This is a genomic window from Kosakonia sp. BYX6, assembly GCF_038449125.1.
Taxonomy (GTDB): domain Bacteria; phylum Pseudomonadota; class Gammaproteobacteria; order Enterobacterales; family Enterobacteriaceae; genus Kosakonia; species Kosakonia calanthes.
The window spans coordinates 1,544,551-1,569,227 of record NZ_CP151800.1 but is presented as its reverse complement, the minus strand read 5'-3'; the positions used below and the strand labels follow the sequence as shown (position 1 = coordinate 1,569,227).

Annotated in this window: 25 protein-coding genes; 9 read left to right on the top strand and 16 right to left on the bottom strand. The window is 53.5% G+C overall.

The window, feature by feature from the left end:
• Nucleotides 1-2: 2 nt before the first annotated feature.
• The 4 genes from nuoC to lrhA form a co-directional block, all read right to left on the bottom strand.
• Nucleotides 3-1,805: an NADH-quinone oxidoreductase subunit C/D gene (gene nuoC, locus AAEY27_RS07380; protein WP_342324291.1), complete on the bottom strand. Its 1,803-nt coding sequence runs from the start codon at nucleotides 1,803-1,805 to the stop codon at nucleotides 3-5.
• A gap of 90 nt (nucleotides 1,806-1,895) precedes the next feature.
• Nucleotides 1,896-2,570 (bottom strand): NADH-quinone oxidoreductase subunit NuoB, encoded by a 675-nt coding sequence (gene nuoB / locus AAEY27_RS07375; protein WP_342324289.1) that lies wholly within the window; start codon nucleotides 2,568-2,570, stop codon nucleotides 1,896-1,898.
• Nucleotides 2,571-2,585: 15 nt separating this feature from the next.
• A complete protein-coding gene (nuoA, locus tag AAEY27_RS07370; protein ID WP_342324287.1) occupies nucleotides 2,586-3,029 on the bottom strand; it encodes an NADH-quinone oxidoreductase subunit NuoA in 444 nt (147 codons plus the stop codon).
• 626 nt (nucleotides 3,030-3,655) lie between these two features.
• On the bottom strand, nucleotides 3,656-4,594 hold the full coding sequence (gene lrhA / locus AAEY27_RS07365) for a transcriptional regulator LrhA (protein WP_342324286.1): 939 nt from the start codon (nucleotides 4,592-4,594) through the stop codon (nucleotides 3,656-3,658).
• A 954-nt stretch (nucleotides 4,595-5,548) separates the two neighbouring features.
• Here lrhA and AAEY27_RS07360 point away from each other — a divergent pair.
• Nucleotides 5,549-6,763, top strand: a complete 1,215-nt coding sequence (locus AAEY27_RS07360; RefSeq protein WP_342324284.1) for a pyridoxal phosphate-dependent aminotransferase — start codon at nucleotides 5,549-5,551, stop codon at nucleotides 6,761-6,763.
• An 80-nt stretch (nucleotides 6,764-6,843) separates the two neighbouring features.
• Entirely contained in the window at nucleotides 6,844-7,443 is a 600-nt protein-coding gene (gene yfbR / locus AAEY27_RS07355; protein WP_342324282.1) for a 5'-deoxynucleotidase, read from the top strand.
• A gap of 44 nt (nucleotides 7,444-7,487) precedes the next feature.
• On the opposite strand, the gene AAEY27_RS07350 is transcribed toward yfbR, so the two are convergent.
• The 4 genes from AAEY27_RS07350 to yfbV form a co-directional block, all read right to left on the bottom strand.
• Nucleotides 7,488-9,320 (bottom strand): SLC13 family permease, encoded by a 1,833-nt coding sequence (locus AAEY27_RS07350; RefSeq protein WP_342324281.1) that lies wholly within the window; start codon nucleotides 9,318-9,320, stop codon nucleotides 7,488-7,490.
• 75 nt (nucleotides 9,321-9,395) lie between these two features.
• Nucleotides 9,396-10,085: a sugar phosphatase gene (locus tag AAEY27_RS07345; RefSeq protein WP_342325497.1), complete on the bottom strand. Its 690-nt coding sequence runs from the start codon at nucleotides 10,083-10,085 to the stop codon at nucleotides 9,396-9,398.
• The gene (locus AAEY27_RS07340; protein ID WP_342324280.1) at nucleotides 10,066-10,560 is read right to left on the bottom strand and encodes a YfbU family protein; all 495 of its coding nucleotides are present in this window, start codon (nucleotides 10,558-10,560) and stop codon (nucleotides 10,066-10,068) included. Before AAEY27_RS07340 ends, AAEY27_RS07345 begins: the two co-directional genes overlap by 20 nt.
• Before the next feature lie 160 nt (nucleotides 10,561-10,720).
• Nucleotides 10,721-11,176, bottom strand: coding sequence for a terminus macrodomain insulation protein YfbV (gene yfbV / locus AAEY27_RS07335; RefSeq protein WP_342324279.1), 456 nt, complete (start codon nucleotides 11,174-11,176; stop codon nucleotides 10,721-10,723).
• A 337-nt stretch (nucleotides 11,177-11,513) separates the two neighbouring features.
• On the opposite strand from yfbV, the gene ackA reads away from it, so the two are divergent.
• Nucleotides 11,514-12,716 carry an acetate kinase gene (gene ackA / locus AAEY27_RS07330; protein WP_342324278.1) on the top strand — a complete coding sequence of 401 codons (1,203 nt, stop codon included), beginning with the start codon at nucleotides 11,514-11,516 and terminating at the stop codon, nucleotides 12,714-12,716.
• Nucleotides 12,717-12,794: 78 nt separating this feature from the next.
• The gene (gene pta, locus AAEY27_RS07325) at nucleotides 12,795-14,936 is read left to right on the top strand and encodes a phosphate acetyltransferase (RefSeq protein WP_342324276.1); all 2,142 of its coding nucleotides are present in this window, start codon (nucleotides 12,795-12,797) and stop codon (nucleotides 14,934-14,936) included.
• A gap of 144 nt (nucleotides 14,937-15,080) precedes the next feature.
• Here pta and AAEY27_RS07320 read toward each other — a convergent pair whose 3' ends face one another.
• The 5 genes from AAEY27_RS07320 to AAEY27_RS07300 form a co-directional block, all read right to left on the bottom strand.
• On the bottom strand, nucleotides 15,081-16,034 hold the full coding sequence (locus AAEY27_RS07320; RefSeq protein WP_342324275.1) for a transketolase family protein: 954 nt from the start codon (nucleotides 16,032-16,034) through the stop codon (nucleotides 15,081-15,083).
• Nucleotides 16,027-16,860: a transketolase gene (locus AAEY27_RS07315; protein ID WP_342324274.1), complete on the bottom strand. Its 834-nt coding sequence runs from the start codon at nucleotides 16,858-16,860 to the stop codon at nucleotides 16,027-16,029. Before AAEY27_RS07315 ends, AAEY27_RS07320 begins: the two co-directional genes overlap by 8 nt.
• Entirely contained in the window at nucleotides 16,857-18,248 is a 1,392-nt protein-coding gene (locus tag AAEY27_RS07310) for a PTS ascorbate transporter subunit IIC (RefSeq protein WP_342324273.1), read from the bottom strand. The genes AAEY27_RS07315 and AAEY27_RS07310 overlap by 4 nt, the downstream gene beginning before the upstream one ends.
• Before the next feature lie 48 nt (nucleotides 18,249-18,296).
• Nucleotides 18,297-18,569, bottom strand: coding sequence for a PTS sugar transporter subunit IIB (locus AAEY27_RS07305; RefSeq protein WP_342324271.1), 273 nt, complete (start codon nucleotides 18,567-18,569; stop codon nucleotides 18,297-18,299).
• A gap of 82 nt (nucleotides 18,570-18,651) precedes the next feature.
• On the bottom strand, nucleotides 18,652-19,095 hold the full coding sequence (locus AAEY27_RS07300) for a PTS sugar transporter subunit IIA (RefSeq protein ID WP_342324270.1): 444 nt from the start codon (nucleotides 19,093-19,095) through the stop codon (nucleotides 18,652-18,654).
• 234 nt (nucleotides 19,096-19,329) lie between these two features.
• On the opposite strand from AAEY27_RS07300, the gene AAEY27_RS07295 reads away from it, so the two are divergent.
• The gene (locus AAEY27_RS07295) at nucleotides 19,330-20,349 is read left to right on the top strand and encodes a LacI family DNA-binding transcriptional regulator (RefSeq protein WP_342324268.1); all 1,020 of its coding nucleotides are present in this window, start codon (nucleotides 19,330-19,332) and stop codon (nucleotides 20,347-20,349) included.
• Here AAEY27_RS07295 and yfcD read toward each other — a convergent pair whose 3' ends face one another.
• Genes yfcD through yfcF form a run of 3 tightly spaced genes read right to left on the bottom strand, consistent with a single transcriptional unit; the run spans nucleotide 20,350 to nucleotide 22,201 of the window.
• The gene (yfcD, locus tag AAEY27_RS07290) at nucleotides 20,350-20,895 is read right to left on the bottom strand and encodes an NUDIX hydrolase YfcD (protein WP_342324266.1); all 546 of its coding nucleotides are present in this window, start codon (nucleotides 20,893-20,895) and stop codon (nucleotides 20,350-20,352) included. It abuts the gene before it with no gap.
• 54 nt (nucleotides 20,896-20,949) lie between these two features.
• Entirely contained in the window at nucleotides 20,950-21,501 is a 552-nt protein-coding gene (gene yfcE, locus AAEY27_RS07285) for a phosphodiesterase (protein ID WP_342324265.1), read from the bottom strand.
• A 55-nt stretch (nucleotides 21,502-21,556) separates the two neighbouring features.
• A complete protein-coding gene (yfcF, locus tag AAEY27_RS07280; protein ID WP_342324264.1) occupies nucleotides 21,557-22,201 on the bottom strand; it encodes a glutathione transferase in 645 nt (214 codons plus the stop codon).
• A 133-nt stretch (nucleotides 22,202-22,334) separates the two neighbouring features.
• On the opposite strand from yfcF, the gene yfcG reads away from it, so the two are divergent.
• The 4 genes from yfcG to AAEY27_RS07260 all read left to right on the top strand — a co-directional run bounded on the left by yfcG (nucleotide 22,335) and on the right by AAEY27_RS07260 (nucleotide 24,663).
• Nucleotides 22,335-22,964 carry a GSH-dependent disulfide bond oxidoreductase gene (yfcG, locus tag AAEY27_RS07275; RefSeq protein ID WP_342324263.1) on the top strand — a complete coding sequence of 210 codons (630 nt, stop codon included), beginning with the start codon at nucleotides 22,335-22,337 and terminating at the stop codon, nucleotides 22,962-22,964.
• A gap of 32 nt (nucleotides 22,965-22,996) precedes the next feature.
• Nucleotides 22,997-23,893 carry a TIGR01777 family oxidoreductase gene (locus AAEY27_RS07270; protein ID WP_342324261.1) on the top strand — a complete coding sequence of 299 codons (897 nt, stop codon included), beginning with the start codon at nucleotides 22,997-22,999 and terminating at the stop codon, nucleotides 23,891-23,893.
• Nucleotides 23,894-23,942: 49 nt separating this feature from the next.
• A complete protein-coding gene (locus AAEY27_RS07265) occupies nucleotides 23,943-24,080 on the top strand; it encodes a hypothetical protein (protein ID WP_342324260.1) in 138 nt (45 codons plus the stop codon).
• Between the two features lie 88 nt (nucleotides 24,081-24,168).
• Nucleotides 24,169-24,663 carry a GNAT family N-acetyltransferase gene (locus tag AAEY27_RS07260; RefSeq protein ID WP_342324258.1) on the top strand — a complete coding sequence of 165 codons (495 nt, stop codon included), beginning with the start codon at nucleotides 24,169-24,171 and terminating at the stop codon, nucleotides 24,661-24,663.
• Nucleotides 24,664-24,677 lie beyond the last annotated feature (14 nt).

Here is a 24,677-nt window from a genome sequence, read left to right as displayed (position 1 = left end):
AATTAGCGGTCCACATCTGACATAACAAAATCGATACTACCCAGATAGACAATCAAGTCTGATACCAGGCTGCCACGGATCGCCGCCGGGATTTGCTGCAAGTGCGCAAAGCTTGGCGTACGAACGCGGGTGCGGTAGCTCATGGTGCTGCCGTCGCTGGTCAGGTAGTAACTGTTGATACCCTTGGTTGCTTCAATCATCTGGAAGGATTCGTTGGCCGGCATCACCGGGCCCCACGACACTTGCAGGAAGTGAGTAATCAAGGTTTCGATATGTTGCAGCGTGCGCTCTTTTGGCGGCGGCGTCGTCAGCGGGTGATCCGCTTTGAACGGGCCTTCCGGCATATTGTTGAGGCACTGCTCAAGGATGCGCAGGCTCTGGCGCAGCTCTTCCACTTTCAGCATCACACGGGTGTAGCAGTCGCTAACGCCACCGCCGACCGGGACTTCAAAGTCGAAGTTTTCATAACCGGAGTACGGGCGCGCTTTGCGCACGTCGAAGTCGATACCGGTGGCACGCAGACCCGCCCCTGTGGTGCCCCACTCCAGCGCTTCTTTCGCGTTGTAAGCGGCAACGCCCTGCGAACGGCCTTTCAAAATGGTGTTACGCAGCGCGGCTTTCTCATAGGAAGCCAGACGTTTCGGCATCCAGTCGAGGAACTCACGCAGCAGACGATCCCAACCGCGCGGCAGATCGTGCGCCACGCCGCCAATGCGGAACCAGGCCGGGTGCATACGGAAACCGGTAATCGCTTCCACCAGATCGTAGATTTTCTGACGATCGGTAAAGGCGAAGAACACCGGCGTCATCGCGCCGACGTCCTGAATAAAGGTGGAGATATACAGCAAGTGGCTGTTGATGCGGAACAGTTCGGAGAGCATCACGCGGATAACATCCACGCGCTCCGGCACGGTGATACCCGCCAGTTTTTCCACGGCCAGTACGTATGGCATTTCGTTCACGCAACCGCCGAGGTACTCGATACGGTCAGTGTAAGGAATGTAGCTGTGCCAGGACTGGCGCTCGCCCATTTTTTCCGCGCCGCGGTGGTGGTAACCGATATCCGGCACGCAGTCGACGATCTCTTCGCCGTCCAGTTGCAGGATAATACGGAACGCACCGTGCGCGGATGGGTGGTTCGGACCGAGGTTGAGGAACATAAAGTCCTCGTTGTCGGTGCCGCGTTTCATACCCCAGTCTTCCGGCTTGAAGGTCAGCGCTTCCATTTCCAGATCCTGCTTGGCTTTGGTCAGCTCAAACGGATCGAATTCGGTGGCGCGCGCCGGGTAGTCTTTGCGCAGCGGGTGGCCCGTCCAGGTGTGCGGCATCATGATGCGCGTCAGGTGCGGGTGACCATCAAAAGTGATGCCAAACATTTCCCAGGTTTCACGCTCGTACCAGTTGGCGTTCGGGAAAAGTTTGGTAATTGTCGGCACATGCAGATCGTTTTCAGACAGCGCCACTTTCAGCATGATGTCGCGGTTGCGATCGATGGAAATGAAGTGGTAGAAAACGGAAAAATCCGCGGCGGGCAGACCGGCGCGGTGTGTGCGTAGACGCTCGTCCATGCCGTGGAGATCGAACAGCATGACGTACGGTTTTGGCAATTTCTTTAAGAAATCGACTGCTTCCAGTAATTGCTCACGCTTCACCCAAACAACGGGTACCCCGGTGCGGGTCGCCTGAACGGTAAAGGCATCCGGCCCAAAACGGTTGCGCAATTCGCCAATGACCGGATCATCCAGATGATCCCGGGTCTGCCATGCGGCTTCTTGCGCAGTTAAATCGGTCATATTTTTCACCATTGCAAAGGGTCCGTGGTGACTGTCGGGCAATGCTTCGCGTTATTGGATTATTGAAATGCGAAGTTTTTTACCATTGCCCACAGGCGCAAATTAAATCTCGTCCGGCGTACGCAGGTTAGTGACAGCAATACGTTCACCACGTTTGCGGTCGCGTTCCGACTGCATATTGGCGCGATAAACGCCTTGATCGCCAACCACCCACGAGAGCGGACGGCGTTCTTTGCCAATCGATTCCTGCAACAGCATCAGCGCTTGCATATACGCTTCAGGGCGCGGCGGGCAGCCAGGGATGTAAACATCCACCGGGATAAATTTGTCGACGCCCTGCACAACGGAATAGATGTCGTACATACCGCCAGAGTTTGCGCAGGCCCCCATGGAGATAACCCATTTAGGTTCCAGCATCTGGTCGTAAAGGCGCTGAATGACCGGTGCCATTTTGGTAAAGCAGGTGCCCGCGACCACCATCAGGTCCGCCTGACGAGGAGAGGCACGCAGAACTTCAGCACCAAAACGCGCAACGTCGTGCACCGCAGTAAACGATGTCACCATCTCTACGTAGCAGCACGAAAGGCCAAAGTTATAGGGCCAAATTGAGTTTTTACGACCCCAGTTCACCATATCGTGCATGGCATGTTCGAGCTTGCCCATGTAAACGCTACGGTTGATTTCTTGTTCCAGGGGGTCGGTTACGATCTCCTGTTTTTGCAGGGGGTAACGGTCGTTCTCACCGTTAGGATCTATGCGGGTGAGCGTATAATCCATCTTATTGCCTCGCGGTTAGCGTTGACTGTCAGTGTAGCGGTTAGTCTCTGGGTTGATTTGCTCACGGCGCGAACGCACCGGTGTCCAATCCAGCGCGCCAATACGCACCAGATAAACCAGACCAGCCAGCAGCACTAATATAAAAATTGCGGCTTCGACAAATCCGACCCAACCACTCTCGCGAATGGAGGTTGACCATGCGTACAGATAGAGCGCTTCAACGTCGAAGATAACGAAGAACATGGCCACCAGGTAGAACTTGGCGGATAGACGTAAGCGGGCGGAACCGACGGAGTCGATACCTGATTCGAAAGGAACGTTTTTGTGCCTTGCGCGCGCGCGTCCGCCCAAAAAACGTCCGCCAATAAGCATGAAGCAGCACAGGCCAATGGCGACAATAAGAAAGATAGCGAATGCCCAGTGATGAGCGATGATTTCAGTGGATGTTGACATACGCATTGCTTAACTCAAAAGGTAGCGTTAATACCTCTGCTCTTGCTGGCAGATGACGCCACATCGATTCACGGGGAGGAATAAAAAACCACACATTTACTGTGCAAAAAGCTGAAATCAGCTAAATGATGTGGGTTTTTACTCCTTTCTATAACCTTTTGTCAACTTTAACAAAGGTTTCCTCACATTAGTTTACATCGGCAGCATTCCATTAACATTTAGTGCCGTTTTATTGACCGGTTTCAAACTTTCCTGCGGAAGAATCAGGTGTTGAATCGTGTCCGTTGTGAGGATTCACAAAAATTACCCTCTCATTTTGACAGGATTTTGCCTGGATTCCTCCCCCTCTACGGGAGTATTTTCTTGATCTGCGACACGCTTTTGTTAATTCATACAATGAAACAGCAACAATCAGGCGTGATTTTTAACATGACCGTAAGGCATGAAAGACTATAGATGAAAAAGGGAGATTTTGCTGTGAGGGAGGTTAACATCTTGAAAGAAATAATAATTTCAAATGTCGATAATTCAGTTGTGCATTATTCGTGCGAAAAATGAACCGATAACTGCTTTTTTGCCGCCAGCGGTCCATTTTTACACTTACATCTTGTTACCAGTTTTGGAAGGGAATATTAGCTAAAATCCCCTTCCACGATGAGCGAGTCGCCTCCCCCCTCGGGAGTACTGCTGTTGTAATGCCAGGGGTTCTGGTAATGCTCCATTGCCTGGAAAATCACCTGCGCCAGCTCATTCTGGCTGTCCGGATTATAGCAAAGCAGATATTCCGTATCGGGTAACAAAGGTAAGCCGTCGGCTCGCCCAAGCACGCGCAGATCGGGGCTCATCATTTCCACCGGGCGCGCCGTCACACCCAAGCCCGCTTTAACCGCCGCTTTTACCGCAGAGAGCGTGGAGGCGACGTACGCCAGGCGCCAGGGAATATCTGCGTTATTCAGTGCGGTGATGACCATATCGCGGAACGGGCTCGGTTCATCCAGCAAGACCAGCGGGATCGCCTCGCCTTGTTGCAGCACAAACTCCGCTGAACAATACCAGTGCGTGGGTGAAGTGCGCAGCGTCAGGCAATCGAATTGTGGTGAACGCGTGGTCGTTACCACCAAATCGACGTCCTGATCCTGTTGGCGATCGCCGGAGAATGGGTTGCGCTTAACCCGCACATCCAGTGCAAGTTTCGGATAGACCGAGCTAATACGATTAAGCAAGAACGGCAAAATAGTATCGGCCGATTCATCAGAAGCACCGATAGTTAATACGCCCTGTAAATTACTAAACATTAGCGACGTACATGCTTCATCATTGAATCGTAAGATCTTTCGCGCATAGCCCAGCAATTGAATGCCGTGCTCCGTCAACAGTTTATTACGACCATGACGGGCAAAAAGTTCTTTTCCAACTAACTGTTCCAGTCGCTGCATTTGCTGACTTACAGCAGACTGGGTGCGACAAACTGCAGCGGCGGCCGCAGCAAAGGTGTTCAGATCAGCGACCGCAACGAACGTTCTCAGCAGATCGAGGTCGAGATTCAGTATCGGACGATTTGCATTTATCATATTTTATCACTTACGGGCTGCTCGCGTGGAGAGACCCGGGTTTATGCTGTGCTCGTAAGATTAAGTAATTCCCTTTAAAAAGTGCATCCAGCAGTGTCTGGCGGGTTAAACCCGACAGTAAGTTCTGGTGTTTATAGTTCGCTGTCTGATGCAAGCTGAACTCAATGGCTTTATTTCGCACACTCCCTTCCTTCTGGATATATAAACAATGCCAAAACGTGTCATCCTTTAAAGAAAAAATACATGTTTACGCAACAAACATTGGCTATACATAGCACAGTGCCATATAGACAGAATCCATATGACGGATCGGGAGTAAAACCTAGTAATAACAATCAACTAAAAATAGGAAATAGCCCTTATGAAAGATGTGTGTTTTTCATAATCAGGCCATTTCTGGCCGTCTGAGTTTAACCTAAAACCTTTATATTTATAAGTGCTATTACGAATTATCTTAAGCTAAAAAAATGCCAACTGGCAAAGTCAAATCTTATTAATATTAGAGATGGTCATCGTTTACATTCTCAATATTAAATAGCGATTAATAGACAAAAAATCTAACTATTAATAAAGCTTAACATTGTGTTTACAGCATAAGCATTGTTGTTCAACCGCCTATATTGATTACTTTATGCCATCATTCAGATTTTGCAGAAGAAACATCTTAATCACTCTCAATATTCGCAAAAACACGCACTAAACAAGCGGGCTTTTTCGGCGAAAAATTACAACAATGAATCTTTTATTGGTTTTAAATACTGTAAATAAACGAAAATGCAGCGTAAGAAAGAAACAAAAGACAGGATAAATAGTTAAAATAACGTTAAAGAAGCGCAAGAGTTAAGCAAAATCTTCTCCTGTTAACCCTTCAAAACCGGCGGGCGTGGGAGTACATTGTTCCGTGCTCACTTCCACGGCAGGCAGTGGCTATTCTAGCTAAAAGGTCAAAGGTTAATGTCCTCCATCGAAAAATCCAGCAAATTAGATAACGTCTGTTACGACATCCGCGGCCCGGTTCTTAAAGAAGCAAAGCGTCTGGAAGAAGAAGGCAACAAAGTTCTCAAACTCAACATCGGCAACCCTGCCCCATTCGGCTTCGAAGCACCGGATGAAATCCTCGTCGATGTGATTCGTAACCTCCCCGGCGCGCAAGGCTATTGCGATTCCAAAGGGCTTTACTCCGCCCGCAAAGCTATCATGCAGCACTACCAGGCACGTGGTATGCGCGAAGTGACCGTTGAAGATATTTACATTGGCAACGGCGTTTCGGAATTGATCGTGCAATCCATGCAGGCATTGCTGAATAGTGGCGATGAAATGCTGGTACCCGCGCCAGATTACCCGCTGTGGACTGCGGCAGTGTCGCTCTCCGGCGGTAAAGCTGTGCATTATCTGTGCGATGAATCGGCAGGCTGGTTCCCGGATCTCGACGATATCCGCGCCAAAATCACCCCGCGCACGCGCGGCATCGTGATTATCAACCCCAACAACCCGACCGGCGCGGTTTACTCGAAAGAGCTGCTGCTGGAGATTGTTGAGCTTGCACGTCAGCACAACCTGATTATTTTCGCCGATGAGATCTACGACAAGATCCTCTACGACGAGGCGCAACATCACTCTATTGCCGCGCTGGCACCGGATCTTTTCACCATTACCTTTAATGGTCTGTCAAAAACCTACCGTGTCGCCGGTTTCCGCCAGGGTTGGATGGTGCTGAGCGGGCCGAAAAAGCACGCCAAAGGCTATATCGAAGGGCTGGAAATGCTGGCGTCGATGCGCCTTTGCGCGAACGTTCCAGCGCAGCACGCCATTCAAACCGCACTGGGTGGTTACCAGAGCATCAGCGAATTTATCGTGCCGGGCGGTCGCCTGTACGAGCAGCGCAATCGCGCGTGGGAACTGATCAATGATATTCCGGGCGTTTCCTGCGTGAAGCCAAGCGGCGCGTTGTATATGTTCCCGAAGATCGACGCCAAGCGTTTCAATATTTTTGACGATCAGAAAATGGTGCTCGATTTCCTGTTACAGGAAAAAGTGCTGCTGGTTCAGGGGTCTGCGTTTAACTGGCCGTGGCCGGATCACGTGCGCATTGTGACGCTGCCGCGCGAAGACGATCTGGAAATGGCCATTACCCGTTTTGGTCGTTTCCTTTCCGGTTATCACCAGTAATCGCTGTCGGGGGAGGATTTGCATCTTCCCCCACTCTCTGCGCAAAATGGCTCAGGTCGCCGTCACAGACAAGGTTAACTATGAGTCAGAGTCATTTCTTCGCCCATCTTTCCCGCCTTAAACTCATCAATCGCTGGCCGTTGATGCGCAATGTGCGCACCGAAAATGTGTCCGAACACAGCCTGCAAGTAGCGATGGTCGCCCATGCACTGGCGGCAATCAAAAACCGCAAGTTCGCGGGCCAGGTCAATGCGGAACGCATTGCGCTGCTGGCGATGTACCACGATGCATCGGAAGTATTAACCGGGGATTTACCGACGCCAGTGAAATATTTCAACTCGCAGATTGCGCAGGAATATAAGGCCATTGAGAAAATCGCCCAACAAAAGCTGGTCGATATGGTACCGGAAGAACTGAGGGATATTTTTGCGCCGTTGATCGATGAGCATCACTACAGCGACGAAGAGAAATCGATTGTCAAACAGGCAGATGCGCTGTGCGCATATTTGAAATGCCTGGAAGAGCTTTCCGCGGGCAACAACGAATTTCTGCTTGCCAAATCACGCCTGGAAAAAACACTCGACGCGCGTCGCAGCCCGGAGATGGATTATTTCATGCAGGTCTTTGTGCCGAGTTTCCAGTTATCGTTGGATGAAATCAGCCAGGATTCGCCGTTGTAACCATATTGTTTTCCGCATGCCGGGCCGCTCCGCCCGGCGTTAACTTAAAACGGAAACAACACCGGGATCAGCACCGCGCAGACAACCATCACCAGCAGCGTAAACGGCACGCCGATTTTGATAAAGTCGCTGAACTGGTAATTCCCTGGGCCTAACACCAGCGTGTTTACCGGGGACGAAACCGGCGTCATAAAGGCGGCTGAAGCTGCCATCGCCACCATCATGGCGAACGGATAAGGCGAAACGCCCATTGATTTCGCCGCCGCCAGCGCAATCGGCGCCATTAATACCGCCGTCGCGGTATTGGAAATGAAAAGCCCGATGGTGGCGCACATCACAAACAAGCACACCAGCATCAAATGCGGGCCGTAGCCGCCACCCAACTCCATCAGCCCTTTCACCACCAGATCCACACCGCCGGTTTTTTGCAACGCCAGTGCGAACGGCATCATGCCGACGATCAAAATAATGCTCGGCCAGTGAATCGCTTTGTAGGCGCTTTCGGCATCGATGCAGCGGAATTTTCCCATCAGCATGCAGGCAATAATGGCCGCAACCGGATTGGGAATTTCGTCCGTCAGCATCAGCGCAACCATCAGCATCAGGCAGAAAATGGCATGCGGCGCCTGGCTATGTGCGGGAGAAGCAGCGCTCTCTTCAACCGGCAGATTCAACACTACAAAGTCGCGGCCATGCGAAGCGAGCTGGCTAATTAATTTCCAGTTGCCGACCACCAAAAAGATATCACCCAATTGCAGTGTTTCATCGGCCACCGCGCCTTTCAGCGCTTCGCCATTGCGCTTCAAGCCGACGACATTCAAACCAAAACGGGTACGAAAGCCCATCTCTCGCACGGTCTTGCCGATTAATTCCGAATCCGGGATCAGCGACACTTCCGCCATGCCGACATCCAGCGCCTGATCCGAGAAATATTCACCGCGCAGGATCATGGGTTCGAGCAACTGTTCGGCGCAAAACTCGCGTAAATCGACGTCGGCGGCTGACATATCAATCAGCAGCACATCACGGGCGCGGAATTCCGACACCCCGTTGACATTAACAATGACGCGGCGAAAGCGTCGCCAACGTTCAACACCGATAATGTTTGCACCGTAACGCTCACGCAGTTGCAGGTCATCGAGGCGCTGACCGATCATTGGCGAACCGGGGCGAATCGCTAACCGACGCGCGCGTCCTGCCAGGTGATACTCTTTGATCAGATCGCGAAAAGAACGGCGCTTCCAACCGTCGCGCTGCGCTTCATCTCCTTCGCCTTTCAGCATGAAACGCATCAGCAGCATATAAAGGATGCCGAGCAGTAAAATCACCAACCCCAGCGGCGTCACGCTGAAAAAACCAAAACCTCGCAGCCCTTCACGCAACAGTTCGCTGTTGACCACCAGGTTCGGCGGCGTCGCCACCAGCGTCATCATGCCGCTGATAAGCCCGGCAAAACTGAGCGGCATCATCAAGCGTGACGGCGAGATTTGCATACGCATTGACACACTCAACACAACCGGAATAAAGATCGCCACCACGCCGGTGGAACTCATGAATGCGCCGAGCCCCGCCACGGTGACCATCAGCAGCGCCAACATTTTGATTTCGCTGCTGCCCGCCATTTTCACCAGCCAGGTGCCCATGTTGGTTGCCACCCCGGTGCGCACTAACCCATCACCAATGATAAACAGCGCGGCAATCAAGATAACGTTCGGATCGCTAAAACCGGAAAAGGCCTCGGGCAATGTCAGCGTGCCGCTTAGCACAAAGGCGACAATCACAAACAGCGCCACTGCATCCATACGCACTTTGCCCGTCGCGAAAAGCACAACGGCAATCGCCAGCAGACACAGAACCCAGATCAGTTCACCGTTCACAACGCGTCCTTGTTAATTGAAAGTGGTAAAAGAGTGCCATAAAAAAACCCCACAGATGTGGGGTTAAATCATTAATCAGGCCTTCAGGTTGACCAGCACTGTGCCGTTGGGCTGTTTTGTGACATTGAGCGCGGCAAGGCTTTGTAGCGAAAAGTCCACCTCATCGAGCCGGGGCGCGTCAGCCGGAACATTTACTGCGATCACATGGCAGCCGGCAGCCAGGCCGGAAAGCACACCGGCTGGGGCATCTTCCACAACCACGCAATCTTGCGGTGCCAGCCCCAAACGCTCCGCACCGAGCAGGTAGGCGTCCGGTTCGGGTTTCCCATGCTTCACCTGTTCGGCGGTAATAAACACCTTCGGTGTTGGCAAACCCGTTGCGCGATGGCGCGCATGGGCAACAGGCACAGAACCGGACGTAACAATCGCCCACGGAATCCCGGATTCATCAAGATGATGAAGAAGTTCAATCGCGCCAGGCAATGGGGTAATACCGTGGGTGTCCTGCGCTTCAATCGCTTCCAGATGGGTAAATTCAGCCGCAATCGCCTCTTCCGACGCCCCCGCCATAAAGTGGCGCAGCGAGGTAATGGCCTGTTTGCCGTGGATAAAATTCAGCACTTCATCATGCGCGATACCGAATTTGTCAGCCCAGTTACACCATGCCCGTTCAACGGCCGGCAGCGAATTCACCAGGGTTCCATCCAGATCAAACAGAAATCCTTTGCACTGCACATCCACCTCCTCAGGCGTTGATAATTTGATTAATTTCGTTGCTGCTCAGGTGATACTGACGCGGGCACGCGTGCCAGGCGCTCAGCATGCGTTGATATTTTTCCCACATGGGCGTTTGTGCGTTGAAACCATGCGTGCCGGCGTCGAAATGGGTATAGCGGCCTTCGATATTGACCATGAAACGGACATAGCCGAGATATCGCGCTTCGGTGGCGGCGTCAAAACCGAGGAACGTGACGCGACGCTCATCAATGGTGCTGTTATCTTTCAGGTTGGTCCAGGAGACATGCAGCGCGTGGTACATCTCCATAATGTCGATAACGATGCGACAGGTTTCTTCTTTCAGCTCGCCAAATTCACGATCCAGCTCACGCATTTGCAAACCGTATCCACGCTCAATAATGGTTTGCAAACGACGATAACGTTCCGCGTTCGCCGGATCCATCATGGTCATCATTTTATATTGATTGGATAAGATCAGACGTTGGGCATTGGTCATTTCCATCTTTCGACTCCTGTGGCACATCGGCGTATTAAGAAAAGATGTAGAGAGTTTACATGCTGAAAACGAGGGCTTTCTTGATTTGCCGGGGGTGTTGCGCGCATCAAACAAAAAAAGAAAGCATCTTGAGATGCCTTCTTCTTATATAACGCGCGCGTCGTCATCACAGATCATCAAGAAAGGTTTTATCCAATTGTTTGAAAGCACGCTTAAGCGTGTCAGCCAACGCCTGGTAATCCGGTTTCCCTTCAACGGGCGCCAGCGCCTGCCCTGCTTCTTGTAACTTTCCACGCACTTCATAAAACCAATGCAAAATCGACGGCGGTAACGGCGTCACGGAACGTTTTCCTAACCACCATAACCCTTGCATCGGCAGGCTAAGGGCAAATAACGCGGTCGCAACGGCTGGGCCAAGTTGGCCGCCAAGGGCGATTTGCCAGCAAAGGGTGAACACCGCCAGCGGCGGCATAAAGCGAATGGCGTAGCGCGTCGTGCGGATCGCACGATTTTCAACAAACATCGGAGCGAGGCGTTTTTCCATGGGCCAAGTCTTTGCATAATGCTGACCCCGACGAAACAAACTGAAAAAATTAACGGATCGATTTTCAGAGTTGGACATGGCTTTACCTCAACTTCACATATAAAAATTAAAAAAATTGTGCAAAACAACAACTGTGGATGACAACGTTAAAATTTTTTGTCAATCCTGACGAGTATCGGGTATCCTGTCGCAGCCTCACAAGGCTCGTTAGACGAATAAGATAAAGTCGTCAAATATCAAGCTCATTATGCCACTGTCTGAAATTTGCGCAAAATAGCTTAAAATCTTATGTATTCTTCCATCATGTCAGAAAGTATTCACGGCATGATGTTAATCATAAATGTCAGCGTCAACCTGCGCTACGCTGTGCGACTCACTGACCTTTTTTAGCCACGTATCATAAATAGGTACTTCCATGTCGAGTAAGTTAGTACTGGTTCTGAACTGCGGTAGCTCCTCACTGAAATTCGCAATCATCGATGCTGTTAATGGTGACGAGTACCTTTCTGGTTTAGCCGAATGTTTCCATCTTCCCGAAGCACGCATCAAGTGGAAAATTGATGGCGGTAAACAAGAAGCGGCTTTAGGTGCAGGTGCCGCTCACAGTGAAGCGCTGAACTTTATCGTTAACACTATTTTGGCACAAAAACCAGAACTGTCAGCACAGCTGACCGCGATCGGTCACCGCATCGTACACGGTGGCGAAAAATACACCAGCTCTGTGGTTATCGACGAATCTGTTATCCAGGGCATCAAAGATGCGGCTTCTTTCGCACCGCTGCACAACCCGGCTCACCTGATCGGTATCGCCGAAGCGCTGAAATCCTTCCCGAACCTGAAAGACAAGAACGTTGCCGTTTTCGACACCGCGTTCCACACCACCATGCCGGAAGAATCCTACCTGTATGCGCTGCCGTACAAACTGTATAAAGAGCACGGCGTTCGTCGCTATGGCGCGCACGGTACCAGCCACTTCTACGTGACTCAAGAAGCGGCAAAAGTGCTGAACAAACCAGTTGAAGAACTGAACATCATCACTTGCCACCTGGGCAACGGTGGTTCTGTTTCCGCTATTCGCAACGGTAAATGTGTTGATACTTCCATGGGTCTGACCCCGCTGGAAGGCCTGGTCATGGGTACCCGTTCTGGTGATATCGACCCGGCAATCATTTTCCACCTGCATGACACGCTGGGCATGAGCGTTGAAGCGATCAACAAAATGCTGACCAAAGAGTCTGGCCTGCTGGGTCTGACCGAAGTCACCAGCGACTGCCGTTATGTAGAAGACAACTACAAAGATAAAGAAGATGCGAAACGCGCGATGGACGTTTACTGCCACCGCCTGGCGAAATACATCGGTTCTTACACTGCGCTGATGGAGGGTCGACTGGACGCGGTCGTCTTCACCGGTGGTATCGGTGAAAACGCGGCGATGGTGCGTGAACTGTCTCTGGGCAAACTAGGCGTTCTGGGCTTTGAAGTTGACCACGAACGTAACCTGGCGGCTCGTTTCGGCAACGCCGGCTTTATCAACAAAGAAGGCACCCGCCCGGCTGTCGTTATCCCGACAAACGAAGAGCTGGTCATTGCGCAAGACGCAAGCCGCCTGACTGCCTGATAACCCACACCGCCAGCCAACGCTGGCGGTGCTGTTTTGTAACCCGTCTGCCTTGACGGTAACGAAAGAGGATTAACCGTGTCCCGTATTATTATGCTGATCCCTACCGGAACCAGCGTCGGCCTGACCAGCGTCAGCCTTGGTGTTATCCGCGCTATGGAACGCAAAGGCGTTCGTCTGAGCGTCTTTAAACCGATCGCCCAGCCGCGCGCTGGCGGCGATGCTCCGGACCAAACCACCACTATTGTGCGTGCCAACTCTGGTCTGCCAGCGGCTGAACCGCTGAAAATGAGCCACGTTGAATCGCTGCTCTCCAGCAACCAGAAAGACGTGCTGATGGAAGAGATCATCGCCCGTTACCACGAAAGCAGCAAAGATGCTGAAGTGGTGCTGGTTGAAGGCCTGGTCCCGACCCGCAAACACCAGTTCGCCCAGTCTCTGAACTTTGAAATCGCGAAAACGCTGAACGCTGAAATCGTGTTCGTCATGTCTCAGGGCACCGATACGCAAGAACAGCTGAAAGAGCGTATCGAACTGACGCGCAACAGCTTTGGCGGCGTGAAAAACACCAATATCACCGGTGTTATCGTTAACAAACTGAACGCCCCGGTTGATGAGCAAGGTCGTACTCGCCCTGACCTGTCCGAGATCTTTGATGACTCTTCCAAAGCGAAAGTTGTGCATATCGATCCGGCCAAACTGCAAGACACCAGCTCGCTGCCGGTGCTGGGCGCGGTGCCGTGGAGCTTCGATCTGATCGCCACGCGCGCTATCGATATGGCGCACCACCTGAACGCGACCATTGTTAACGAAGGCGACATCAAAACTCGCCGCGTGAAATCCGTTACCTTCTGCGCGCGTAGCATTCCGCATATGCTGGAACACTTCCGCCCGGGTTCTCTGCTGGTGACTTCCGCCGATCGTCCGGACGTGCTGGTTGCAGCGTGCCTGGCGGCGATGAACGGCGTGGAAATCGGCGCGTTGCTGCTGACCGGCGGCTACGAAATGGACGCCAGCGTTCGCAAACTGTGTGAACGTGCTTTCGCCACCGGCCTGCCGGTATTTATGGTGAACACCAACACCTGGCAGACCTCGCTGAGCCTGCAAAGCTTCAACCTGGAAGTGCCGGTTGACGATAACGAGCGTATCGAAAACGTTCAGGAATACGTTGCCAGCTACATCAATGCGCAGTGGATTGACTCCCTGACCGCTACGTCTGAACGCAGCCGTCGTCTCTCTCCGCCAGCCTTCCGTTATCAGTTGACCGAGCTGGCGCGTAAAGCGGGTAAACGTGTGGTTCTGCCGGAAGGCGACGAACCGCGCACCGTGAAAGCGGCCGCTATCTGTGCGGAACGTGGTATCGCGACCTGTATCCTGCTGGGTAACCCGGATGAGATCAATCGCGTCGCCGCAGCACAAGGCGTTGAGCTGGGCACCGGTATCGAAATCGTCGATCCGGACGTGGTACGTGAAAGCTATGTTGCTCGACTGGTTGAGCTGCGTAAGAGCAAAGGCATGACCGAAGCCGTCGCCCGCGAACAGCTGGAAGACAACGTGGTTCTCGGCACGCTGATGCTGGAGCAAGATGAAGTTGACGGTCTGGTTTCCGGTGCGGTGCACACCACAGCGAACACCATTCGTCCGCCGCTGCAGCTGATCAAAACTGCGCCGGGCAGTTCACTGGTTTCTTCCGTGTTCTTTATGCTGCTGCCGGAACAGGTTTATGTTTACGGTGACTGCGCAATCAACCCGGATCCGACCGCTGAGCAACTGGCCGAAATCGCGATTCAGTCTGCTGATTCCGCTATCGCTTTCGGTATCGAGCCGCGCGTTGCCATGCTCTCCTACTCCACCGGTAACTCCGGCGCGGGTAGCGATGTAGAGAAAGTACGCGAAGCGACTCGCCTGGCGCAGGAAAAACGTCCTGACCTGGTGATCGACGGTCCGTTGCAGTACGACGCCGCAGTAATGGCTGACGTTGCGAAATCCAAAGCGCCGAACTCGCCGGTTGCAGGTCGCGCTACCGTGTTCATCTTCCCGGATCTGAACACCGGTAACACCACCTACAAAGCGGTACAGCGTTCTGCCGACCTGATCTCCATCGGGCCGATGCTGCAAGGTATGCGCAAGCCGGTCAACGACCTGTCCCGTGGCGCGCTGGTTGACGATATCGTCTACACCATCGCCTTGACCGCGATTCAGGCGTCTCAGCAGAAGTAAGCCAATAGCCCGGTGGCGCTCGCGCTTACCGGGCCTACGGTTTATGGGCCGAGATGTCCAATAACACATCGACGGTTTTGTAGGTTGGATAAGGCATAGCCGCCATCCGGCAAGAAAAGGCGACCTTCGGGTCGCCTTTTCTATTTACAGCAGTTCGCGCGCCGCAGAGACAATATCGTGCGCCGTCAGGCCATACTCTTTTTGCAGAAAATCCTGCGTTCCCACCTGGCCGTAACGCTCTTTTACGCCAACTCGCCGCATCGGCACCGGACACGTTTCCACCAGCACTTCAGCGACCGCCGATCCCAGCCCGTTATGAATGCTGTGGTTCTCGCAGGTCACAATACGCCCGGTTTTCTCGGCGTAATTTTTCACCAACATGCGATCGATAGGCTTCAGGGTAAACATATCAATCACCGCCGCGCTGACCCCTTCGCGTTCCAACTGTTGCGCGGCAGCCAGCGCTTCCGCCACCATAATGCCATTGGCGATTAAGGTAATATCGCCGCCCTCGCGCAGCACATTGCCTTTGCCGATAGTAAAGCGGGAACCCGGCTGATACACCGTTGGCGCTTGTTTACGAATGGTGCGCACCCAGTAAAAACCCTCAAGTTCCGCCAGTTGATTGAGAATGTCTCCGAACATTACCGCATCGGTGACTTCCAGCACCACCGAATGCGCCAACCCGCGCACAATCCCCATATCTTCAAACGACATATGCGTGCCGCCATTGTGGCAGGCCGTCACGCCCGCATCGGAGGCAATCACTTTGACGTTATTACGTTGGTAATCGAGCGACATAAAGAGCTGGTCAAAGCAGCGGCGGCTGGCGAACGCGGTGAAGGTGTGCACAAACGGCTTGCGACCGGTCAGCGCGAGTCCCGCCGCCGTGCCGATGACATTCGCCTCCATGATTCCGCAGTTGATCACTTGCTGCGGGTATTTTTTGTGGACGCCATCCATCGCCATCGAACTCATCAAATCCGCTTCCAGCGCGATGATTTCACTGCCCGCTTCAATCTGCGCGCTGATAAACCCGGCGTAGACTTTACGCATCTCGATACTGTCTTTTTCACCCACAGCGGCAACCTTAATCATGCGTGGCCTCCAGTTTTTCGATTGTCTCGTTAAGTGCCTGTTTCATCTCATCGGTCAGACGCAGATGGTGTGAATTACCCAGATTTTCGAGATACGGCACCCCCTGCCCTTTGATGCTGTCGAGAATAACCAACCTCGGTCGCGCATCCGCCGCGGGAACGGGTTTTACTGCCGCCAGCAACCCGGCAATGTCATCGCCTTTCACGGTGCAGACATCAAAACCGAAGGCGCGGAATTTCCCTTCCAAATCGAACGCGCAGATGATCTCATCCAGCTCGCCATCCAGTTGCTGCTTGTTCCAGTCGACAAACACCGTCAGGTTATTCAACCGATGATGGGCGATAAACTGGAACGCTTCCCAGCACTGCCCCTCGTTCAGTTCCCCATCGCCGACAATGCAAAACACCCGGTTCGCCCTGCCTGCCAGCTTGTGCCCCAGCGCGATGCCGCCCGCAATGGAAATGCCCTGGCCCAGTGAACCGGTGGTCGCATCCACGCCGCGCGTTTTCAGGCGATCCGGATGGCTCGGCAAGCGCGTACCGTTGACATTGAGCGTCTGCAGCTCCTCTTGCGGAAAGTAGCCTTTCAGCGCCAGCGTGCTGTAAAGCGCCGGGCCAGCATGGCCTTTTGACAGCACAAAGTAGTCGCGCTCTGGCCAGTCAGGATCGGCGGGATCGATACGCATCACTTCGCCATACAGCACCGCCAACGTTTCCACCACCGACATGCTGCCACCGTAATGACCGAAGCCTAAATGGGTCAGCGACTTCAACGTTGCTACGCGAATGTCCCGCGCAAACTGCTTCACTTCATCAATATTGCTCATGGTTTCGCTCCGGTATTTTCTTCAGTGCCATTGCCGGCAGGTTTCCCTTTTGCCATCAGGTTCCAGACAACTAGCGCAGCGAACAGCGCCACGACGACGCCAGTAATCGCCAGCGGGGAGAGGTAACGCGCAAGGTTACCGAGGACAATGCCGACAAAACCGAAGTCGGCGTCAGAGAAGGTGGTATTGGCGAAGCCCAGTGCGCCGAGAACCGGCAGCAGTAACACGGGCAGGAAGGTGATCAACAAACCGTTGGCAAATGCGCCAAGCATCGCGCCACGACGGCCTCCGGTAGCGTTACCAAACACGCCTGCCGTTGCGCCGGTAAAGAAGTGCGGCACCACGCCTGGTAGAATCAATACCAGTTTCATCTGCCCAAGCAGGAACAGGCCGACCAGTCCGCCGAGGAAGCTGAACAAGAAACCAACCAGCACCGCGTTAGGTGCATACGGGTAAACCACCGGGCAATCCAGCGCCGGACGGGCGTTCGGCACCAGTTTTTCCGAAAAACCAGTAAATGCCGGAACGATTTCCGCGAGGATCAAGCGCACGCCTTGCAGGATAATAAACACGCCTGCCGCAAAGGTGATGGCCTGGATAATGGCGTAGACCAGGAAGTTCTGCCCGCCGCTCAGTTGGCTTTCGACGTACTCGCGCCCGGCGCAGACCGCGAGGATCAGGTAGATGATGATCATCGTCAGCGAGATGGAGATGGAACTGTCGCGCAGGAAACTGAGGTTTTTCGGCAGGTTCATCTCTTCCGTTGAGCGCGAGCCTTTGCCGCATTTGCTGCCGATCCAGCCTGACAGCACATAGCCGAGCGTGCCGAAATGGCCGAACGCGATATCGTCATTACCGGTGATTCGCTTCATGTAGCGCTGCGCGATAGCCGGGAAAAACGCCATGATAAGCCCGAGGATCAACGAACCGGTGAACACCAGGCCAATGCCTTCAAACCCGGCAACGGTGAGGATCACACCGATCATGCAGGCCATATAAAACGTGTGGTGGCCGGTCAAGAAGATGTATTTCAGGCGCGTAAAGCGGGCGACAATAATATTCGCCACCATGCCGAACGCCATAATTAACGCCGTCGATGCGCCGTACTTTTCCAGCGCGATAGAAACAATGGCTTCGTTATTGGGAATAATCCCCTGAATATTAAATGCATGCTCAAACATGCCGCCCAGCGGATTAAGTGAGCCGACTAATACTGTCGCACCACCGCCTAATACGATAAACCCCAGGATGGTTTTTACCGTGCCTTTAACCACATCGGAAAATGATTTCTTTTGTGCCACGAGGCCAATTAAGGCAATTAAGCCCACCAGCACCGAGGGCACTTTTAATATATCAACAACAAAATTGAGCGTTTCAAGGATAAACATATCCACCTCGCTTTTTATACCCGCGCCCGGCGCGGCGTACCGTTGATGTTAGTGAGCGGCGAAGAAAGCGCTGATTTTCGCTTCCAGTTCATTGATATCAATGATGTTATTCAGTACGACTAACTGGTTTTCCGGCACGCTGGCGCTGGCGGCAATATCTTTCGCCATCACAAACACATCGGCAGCGCCCGGTGTAGCTGACGATAAATCGGAGTGTTCAACCTCAGCCTCAATATTTAACTTCTTCAGTACTTTCTTAATATTCATTTCAACCATAAAACTGCTACCGAGGCCGGAGCCGCAAATTGCCATTATTTTCATTGTCATTACCTTTTTTTGTGTAGAGTACGACCGCATCGCCTGAGAAAGGCAATGTGTTAAAAATGGTGATTAAGATAAAAAGTCAGAAGCGTTGGATGATGTTTTGAATCTCCTTGAGATGGTCTGCGCGATGTAATTGCTGCATATCGTCGTCGCTGGAAAATAATTCGGCCAGCGCGGCAATCATGTCGATATGACTGTGTTTATCCGGTGCTGCCAACATAATAATCGTATCGACCGGATCGAACTCCGCTGCGCCAAATGCCACGCCCTGGCGCAGTTTTAATAACGACAACCCCAACCCTTTTGCCCCCTCTTCTGGACGGGCATGCGGCATCGCCAGGCCGGGAGCCAGCACATAATACGGCCCGAGTTGTTGATGCTGCGCCACAATGGCGGTCACGTAATCCGGCGTAATGGTGCCGGATGCCAGCAACGGCCTGGCGCAAACCTCCAGCGCTTGCGGCCAATTTTCAACGGCATCAAGCACCTGGATCGTCTTATCGTTAAGCCATTGGTTTAACACTTCGCGCTCCTTCTGTGGGATAAGGTGAGCAAACTTTAAGCAAGTCAACCAGGCTTAACCGTGATGATAGTCGCAAAGATAGCGCTACCAACGAGGAGATGTTGAAAATGTGATAGCGCTATCAAATCTGAAAACGCCGAGGAATTCGCAAAAAAAGCAGGGAGTTCCAGCGTATACTGCGCTGTAGATGAACAACCAGCGCCTGAGATGTGCTCGGGCCAGCCAGGAAACGGAATGTCTATTACCCGAAAACGGCGCAGTACCGGAAAAGTCACGCTGGCCGATGTGGCGCTGCTGGCGGGCGTCGGCACCATGACCGTCTCACGCGCCCTGCGCACCCCGGAGCAAGTGTCGGATAAGTTACGCGAGAAAATCGAAGCGGCCGTGCAGGAGCTGGGTTACATGCCCAACCTTGCCGCCAGTGCGCTGGCTTCGGCGTCGTCATGGACGATTGCCATGGTGGTGCCAAGCCTTGCCGAGTCCGGCTGTTCGGAAATGTTCGCCGGGCTGCAACAGGTATTGCAGCCTGCGGGCTACCAAATCATGCTGGCGGAATCGCAACATCGGCTGGAACAGGAAGAGAAGCTGCTGGAAACATTGTTGGCGTCGAACCTGGCGGCAGCGATTTTACTCAGCGTCGAACACAGCGATATGGTGCGCCACTGGCTGAAAAACACATCGATTCCGGTGATGGAAATTGGTGCCGTGCGCGCCGATCCTATTGATATGAATATTGGCATTGATAATGTCGCGGCCATGTTTGAACTGACGCAAATGCTGGTGCAGCGCGGCTATCAGAACATCGGCTTGCTGTGTGCGAACCAGGAGCAGTGGATTTTCCAGCAACATCTGCAAGGCTGGTACAAAGCGATGCTGCGCCATCATATGTCACCGAACCGGGTGATTAATGCGGCGGCGCCACCGGTGTTCTCCACCGGTGCGGCGCAGTTGCCGGAGTTTTTATTGGCGTGGCCGGAGCTGGATGCGCTGGTCTGTGTTTCTGATGAATTGGCCTGCGGCGCGCTGTATGAGTGCCAACGTCGGCGCATCAAAGTGCCGGATGATTTAGCGATTGTCGGTTTTGGTGATAGCGATGTCAGCCGGGTCTGCCAACCGCCGCTGACCACAATGTCAGTGCCGCATCGCAAGATTGGGGTTGAAGCAGGACGTGCGCTGCTGGCGCGTCTGAATGATGAGAAGTGGGAAAGCAAAACGCCGATTATGCCGACGTTTTGCCTGCGGGATAGTTGCTAGTTACTCGGCTTCCTGCACTTTTTCCGCGTCGTTGCTGGCATTGCGGCTCATCCACAGCGCCAGTGCTTTTAAGGAATCATCGGTGAACTCATCGCAGCGGGCGGTGATCTCTTCCGGTGTCATCCAGAAAACTTCATCCACCTCTTCTTCTTGCAAGGCGAATGGGCCGTGGGAAACGCAGCTAAACAGCCCGCCCCAAACCCGGCAATGCTCATCTTCGAAGTAGAACTGGCCGTGTTCGGCAAACGGCACACCGGCAATACCTAACTCTTCTTCCGCTTCGCGACGCGCGGATTCGAGTAAGTTTTCACCCGCCTGCACCACACCACCGGCGGTGGCATCCAGCATACCGGGCATAAAATCTTTAATTTCGGTGCGACGCTGCACCAGAATTTTACCCATCCCATCATGCACCACAATGTAGGTTGCGCGATGGCGCAGACACTGCGCGCGCATTTGCTGGCGGCTCGCCTGTGCAATCACCTCATTGTCTTCGTTGACAATATCCACCCACTCCATGCCTGCAAAATGACTCTGTTCCACCATCGGGACATCTTCTCTTTATGGCGCTCTTTCGGCGCGTTTCGGTTGACGGGTAAGTTACGGATTAATCGCGACCTGTGCAATAACCCGCTGAGCATTAAGTGCGATAACGCGTAACACGTTTTCTTCGAGCATGCCGTAACTGGCTTCAAACCCACCTTTCGGGATACTGACCGAGCCGGGATTGAAATGAAAAATATCACCGCGCTTCTCGGCGACGGGGATATGCGTGTGGCCGTAAGCCAGCACATCGCCCGCATCCAGCGGCGGCACATCGTCCGGGCCAAGCAGATGACCGTGCGTCAGAAACAGGCGGCGTTCCGCCAGCAAAACCTGCTGCCAGGGGGCGGTAATCGGGAAATGCAGCAGCATCTGATCCACTTCGCTGTCGCAGTTACCGCGCACGGCAATGATTTTGCTGGCGTGCTCGTTCAGCCGATCCGCAACCTTCGAGGGCGCATAACCTTCCGGGAGCGCGTTGCGCGGGCCGTGATTAAGCACATCACCAAGAATAACCAGCCAGCGCGCATCGCTTTGCGCGAACAGTTCCAGTACGCGTTCCGTCGCGGGCAACGACCCGTGAATATCCGATGCAAACATCAGTTTCATCACTGCACCTCATGTGAAAAAAACGCCCCTATGATAACGGAAGTCACCGGGCTTATCAGCCCAACCTCTTAGCGGAAAGTGCAACGTAACGCTGGACCGATGAGCGCTGCCACTGGAAGGTGGCGTAATCTGCCAGCCGCTCCGGCACAGCATCGCCATGCATCACCAGCCGGTTAAGCATCAGCGCGAGATCCACATCGGCAATGCACCATTCACCAAACAGATTGGGTTTACCTTCTTTCACCTGTTCATTAGCAAGAGCAAACAGCTTTTCCGCGCTCTCTTGCCCGGCGGCGCTGAGCGGCGATTTTTTCGCGCCGGCAAACACCACCGTGGTGGAACGCTCCTCGCGAATCGGCAAAAAATCGCTGCGCAACCAGGCCTGGATTTGCCGGGCGCGGGCGCGATTGTTCATGTCATGGGGATACAGGCGTTCCCACTCTGGCGGCGCGAAGCGCTCATCCAGATATTCGGCAATCGCCGAGGATTCGCTGAGCGTGAAACCGTCAATTTCCAGTGCGGGTACACGCTGTGTCAGGTGAAAACCCGGCCAGCTTGCCGAATGCTGCGCACCGCTATCGAGATCGACGGTTTTCAGGGTGAAAGGCAATCCTTTTTCATGCAGCGCAACATACGCCGACAACACATACGGGGAGAAATAGTCTGCGTCAGACCACAACGTTATTGCCGGTTCGCTCATAACATCCTCGTGTAACGGTTAGGTTTTACTCAAAATATAGCGTCTTGTGCGTCCTGTCACTTGATGAAAACTCAGGCATCAGAGGGAACACCTATACTCAATGAGCGAGCTCATTCGATTAACAGGAGTTTTGATGATAGACCTCTATTTCGCGCCGACGCCAAACGGACATAAGATAACGCTATTTCTTGAGGAAGCCGGGCTGGAGTACCGCCTGATCAACGTGGATATCGGCAAAGGCGATCAATTTCGCCCGGATTTTTTGACTATCTCGCCCAACAACAAAATCCCGGCTATTGTCGATCACCTGCCTGCCGATGGCGGCGCGCCCATTAGCCTGTTTGAATCCGGCGCGATCCTGCTCTATCTGGCGGAAAAATCAGGTAAATTACTCAGCGGTGAGCTGCGCGAACGCCATACCACGCTGCAATGGTTATTTTGGCAGGTGGGCGGTCTTGGACCGATGCTTGGGCAAAATCATCACTTTAACCACTTTGCGCCGCAGCAAGTGCCTTATGCCATTGAGCGCTACCAGGTGGAAACGCAGCGTTTGTATCAAGTGCTGAATAAACGCCTCGAGCTTGTGCCGTGGCTCGCGGGCGAGCATTACAGCATCGCGGATATCGCCGCCTGGCCGTGGATAAATGCCCACCAGCGCCAGCGCATCACGCTTGATGAGTACCCGGCGGTCTTTAACTGGTTCGAGCGCGTGCGTACACGCCCGGCGACCGAGCGAGCATTGGCGAAGGCACAGCAACTCTGAATTTAATGTCAGCGAGGGAGCAAGGAGGGAGCATGAAGATACTGATTACCGGCGGTACTGGCCTGATTGGTCGTCATCTTATCCCCCGTTTGCTGGAGCTTCGGCACAGCGTAACGGTGGTGACCCGCAACCCGGCCAAAGCCCAGCAGACGCTGGATGCTCGCGTCAGCCTGTTAAAAGGGCTTAACGAGCAAACGCATCTCAACGATTTCGATGCGGTAATCAATCTGGCGGGCGAACCCATCGCGGATAAACGCTGGACCGAGGAGCAAAAACAGCGCTTATGCAATAGCCGCTGGCAACTCACCCAACGCCTGGCGGATCTTTTTAACGCCAGCGAAACGCCGCCACAGGTGCTGATTTCCGGTTCAGCGGTGGGCTATTACGGCGATCTCGGCGAGGTGGTGGTCACCGAAGAGGAGCCGCCGCACAACGAATTTACCCATAAATTGTGCTCTCGCTGGGAGCAGATTGCCTGTGAAGCGCAAAGCGATCGCACGCGCGTGTGCCTGCTGCGCACCGGCGCAGTGCTGGCGCCCAAAGGCGGTATGCTCGGAAAATTGTTGCCGCTGTTTCGTCTCGGGCTTGGCGGCCCACTCGGCAATGGCCGCCAATACCTGGCGTGGATCCATATCGACGATATGGTAAACGGCATTCTCTGGCTGCTGGATAACGACCTGCGCGGGCCGTTTAATATGGTTTCACCCTACCCGGTACGCAATGAACAGTTCTCCCACACCCTCGGCCATGTGCTGCACCGTCCGGCGTTTTTGCGCGTGCCCGCCATGGCGATACGTCTGATGATGGGTGAATCTTCCGTGCTGGTGCTCGGCGGGCAACGCGCCTTGCCCAAGCGCCTTGAAGCCGCCGGGTTCGCGTTTCGCTGGTTTGACCTGGAAGAAGCGCTGGGCGATGTGGTGACCTCCTGATTTTTTGTGGCATCCCTCTTCCGGTTCCAGTGCTAAGCTAACGCGCTTTATGACTGGAAGGGAAAAAGTCCTGCACGATGCCAGCACCGTGCAAATCGAAAAGCGCATTGCGGCACGAGGCGCGCAATTTACCCGCTACCGTTTTGTCTCCGAGAGTGGCGTTACCTACCCGTGGCAATCGCTGTAATTACGCGCGATCCCCCCTAATTTTCGTGGCATCCGTCGCGCGCCGGTGATGCTAAGCTAAATCGCTTTATTACCAGAAGGGCGATTTAATGACGTTGCAGACACCCCGCTTTACCCTCTCTCCATTTAAGGAATCCGACTGGCCATTTTTTCTGCGTTTACGCCAGGACAGCAGCATCATGCGCTTTATGGCTGAAATTGCCTCCGAGGGGCAAATCCGCACGTTATTTGATAACCGCCTGAACGATGATAACGCTTTTGTGATCCGCGATGAGCAACACAGCTCGCTTGGCGATATCGGCTTGCGCCTGAGCCAGCACAACCCGCAGGAAGCGGATGTCGGTTACTCCATCGTCCCTGCTGCACAAGGCCGGGGGATCGCTTCAGAAGCGCTGCGCACGCTGTGTGATTTCGCATTTTCGCAGCGCGATATCCAGGCGCTAAATGCCTGGGTGCTGGCGCAAAATCACGGGTCGGTGCGCGTGCTGGAAAAGAGTGGTTTCGCGCGGGTGCAAGTGCTGGAAAAAGCCTACCTGCTCAACGGCGAATATCACGACGACTGGGTTTATCGGCTGGAAAAATAAGCGCACCTCAACAG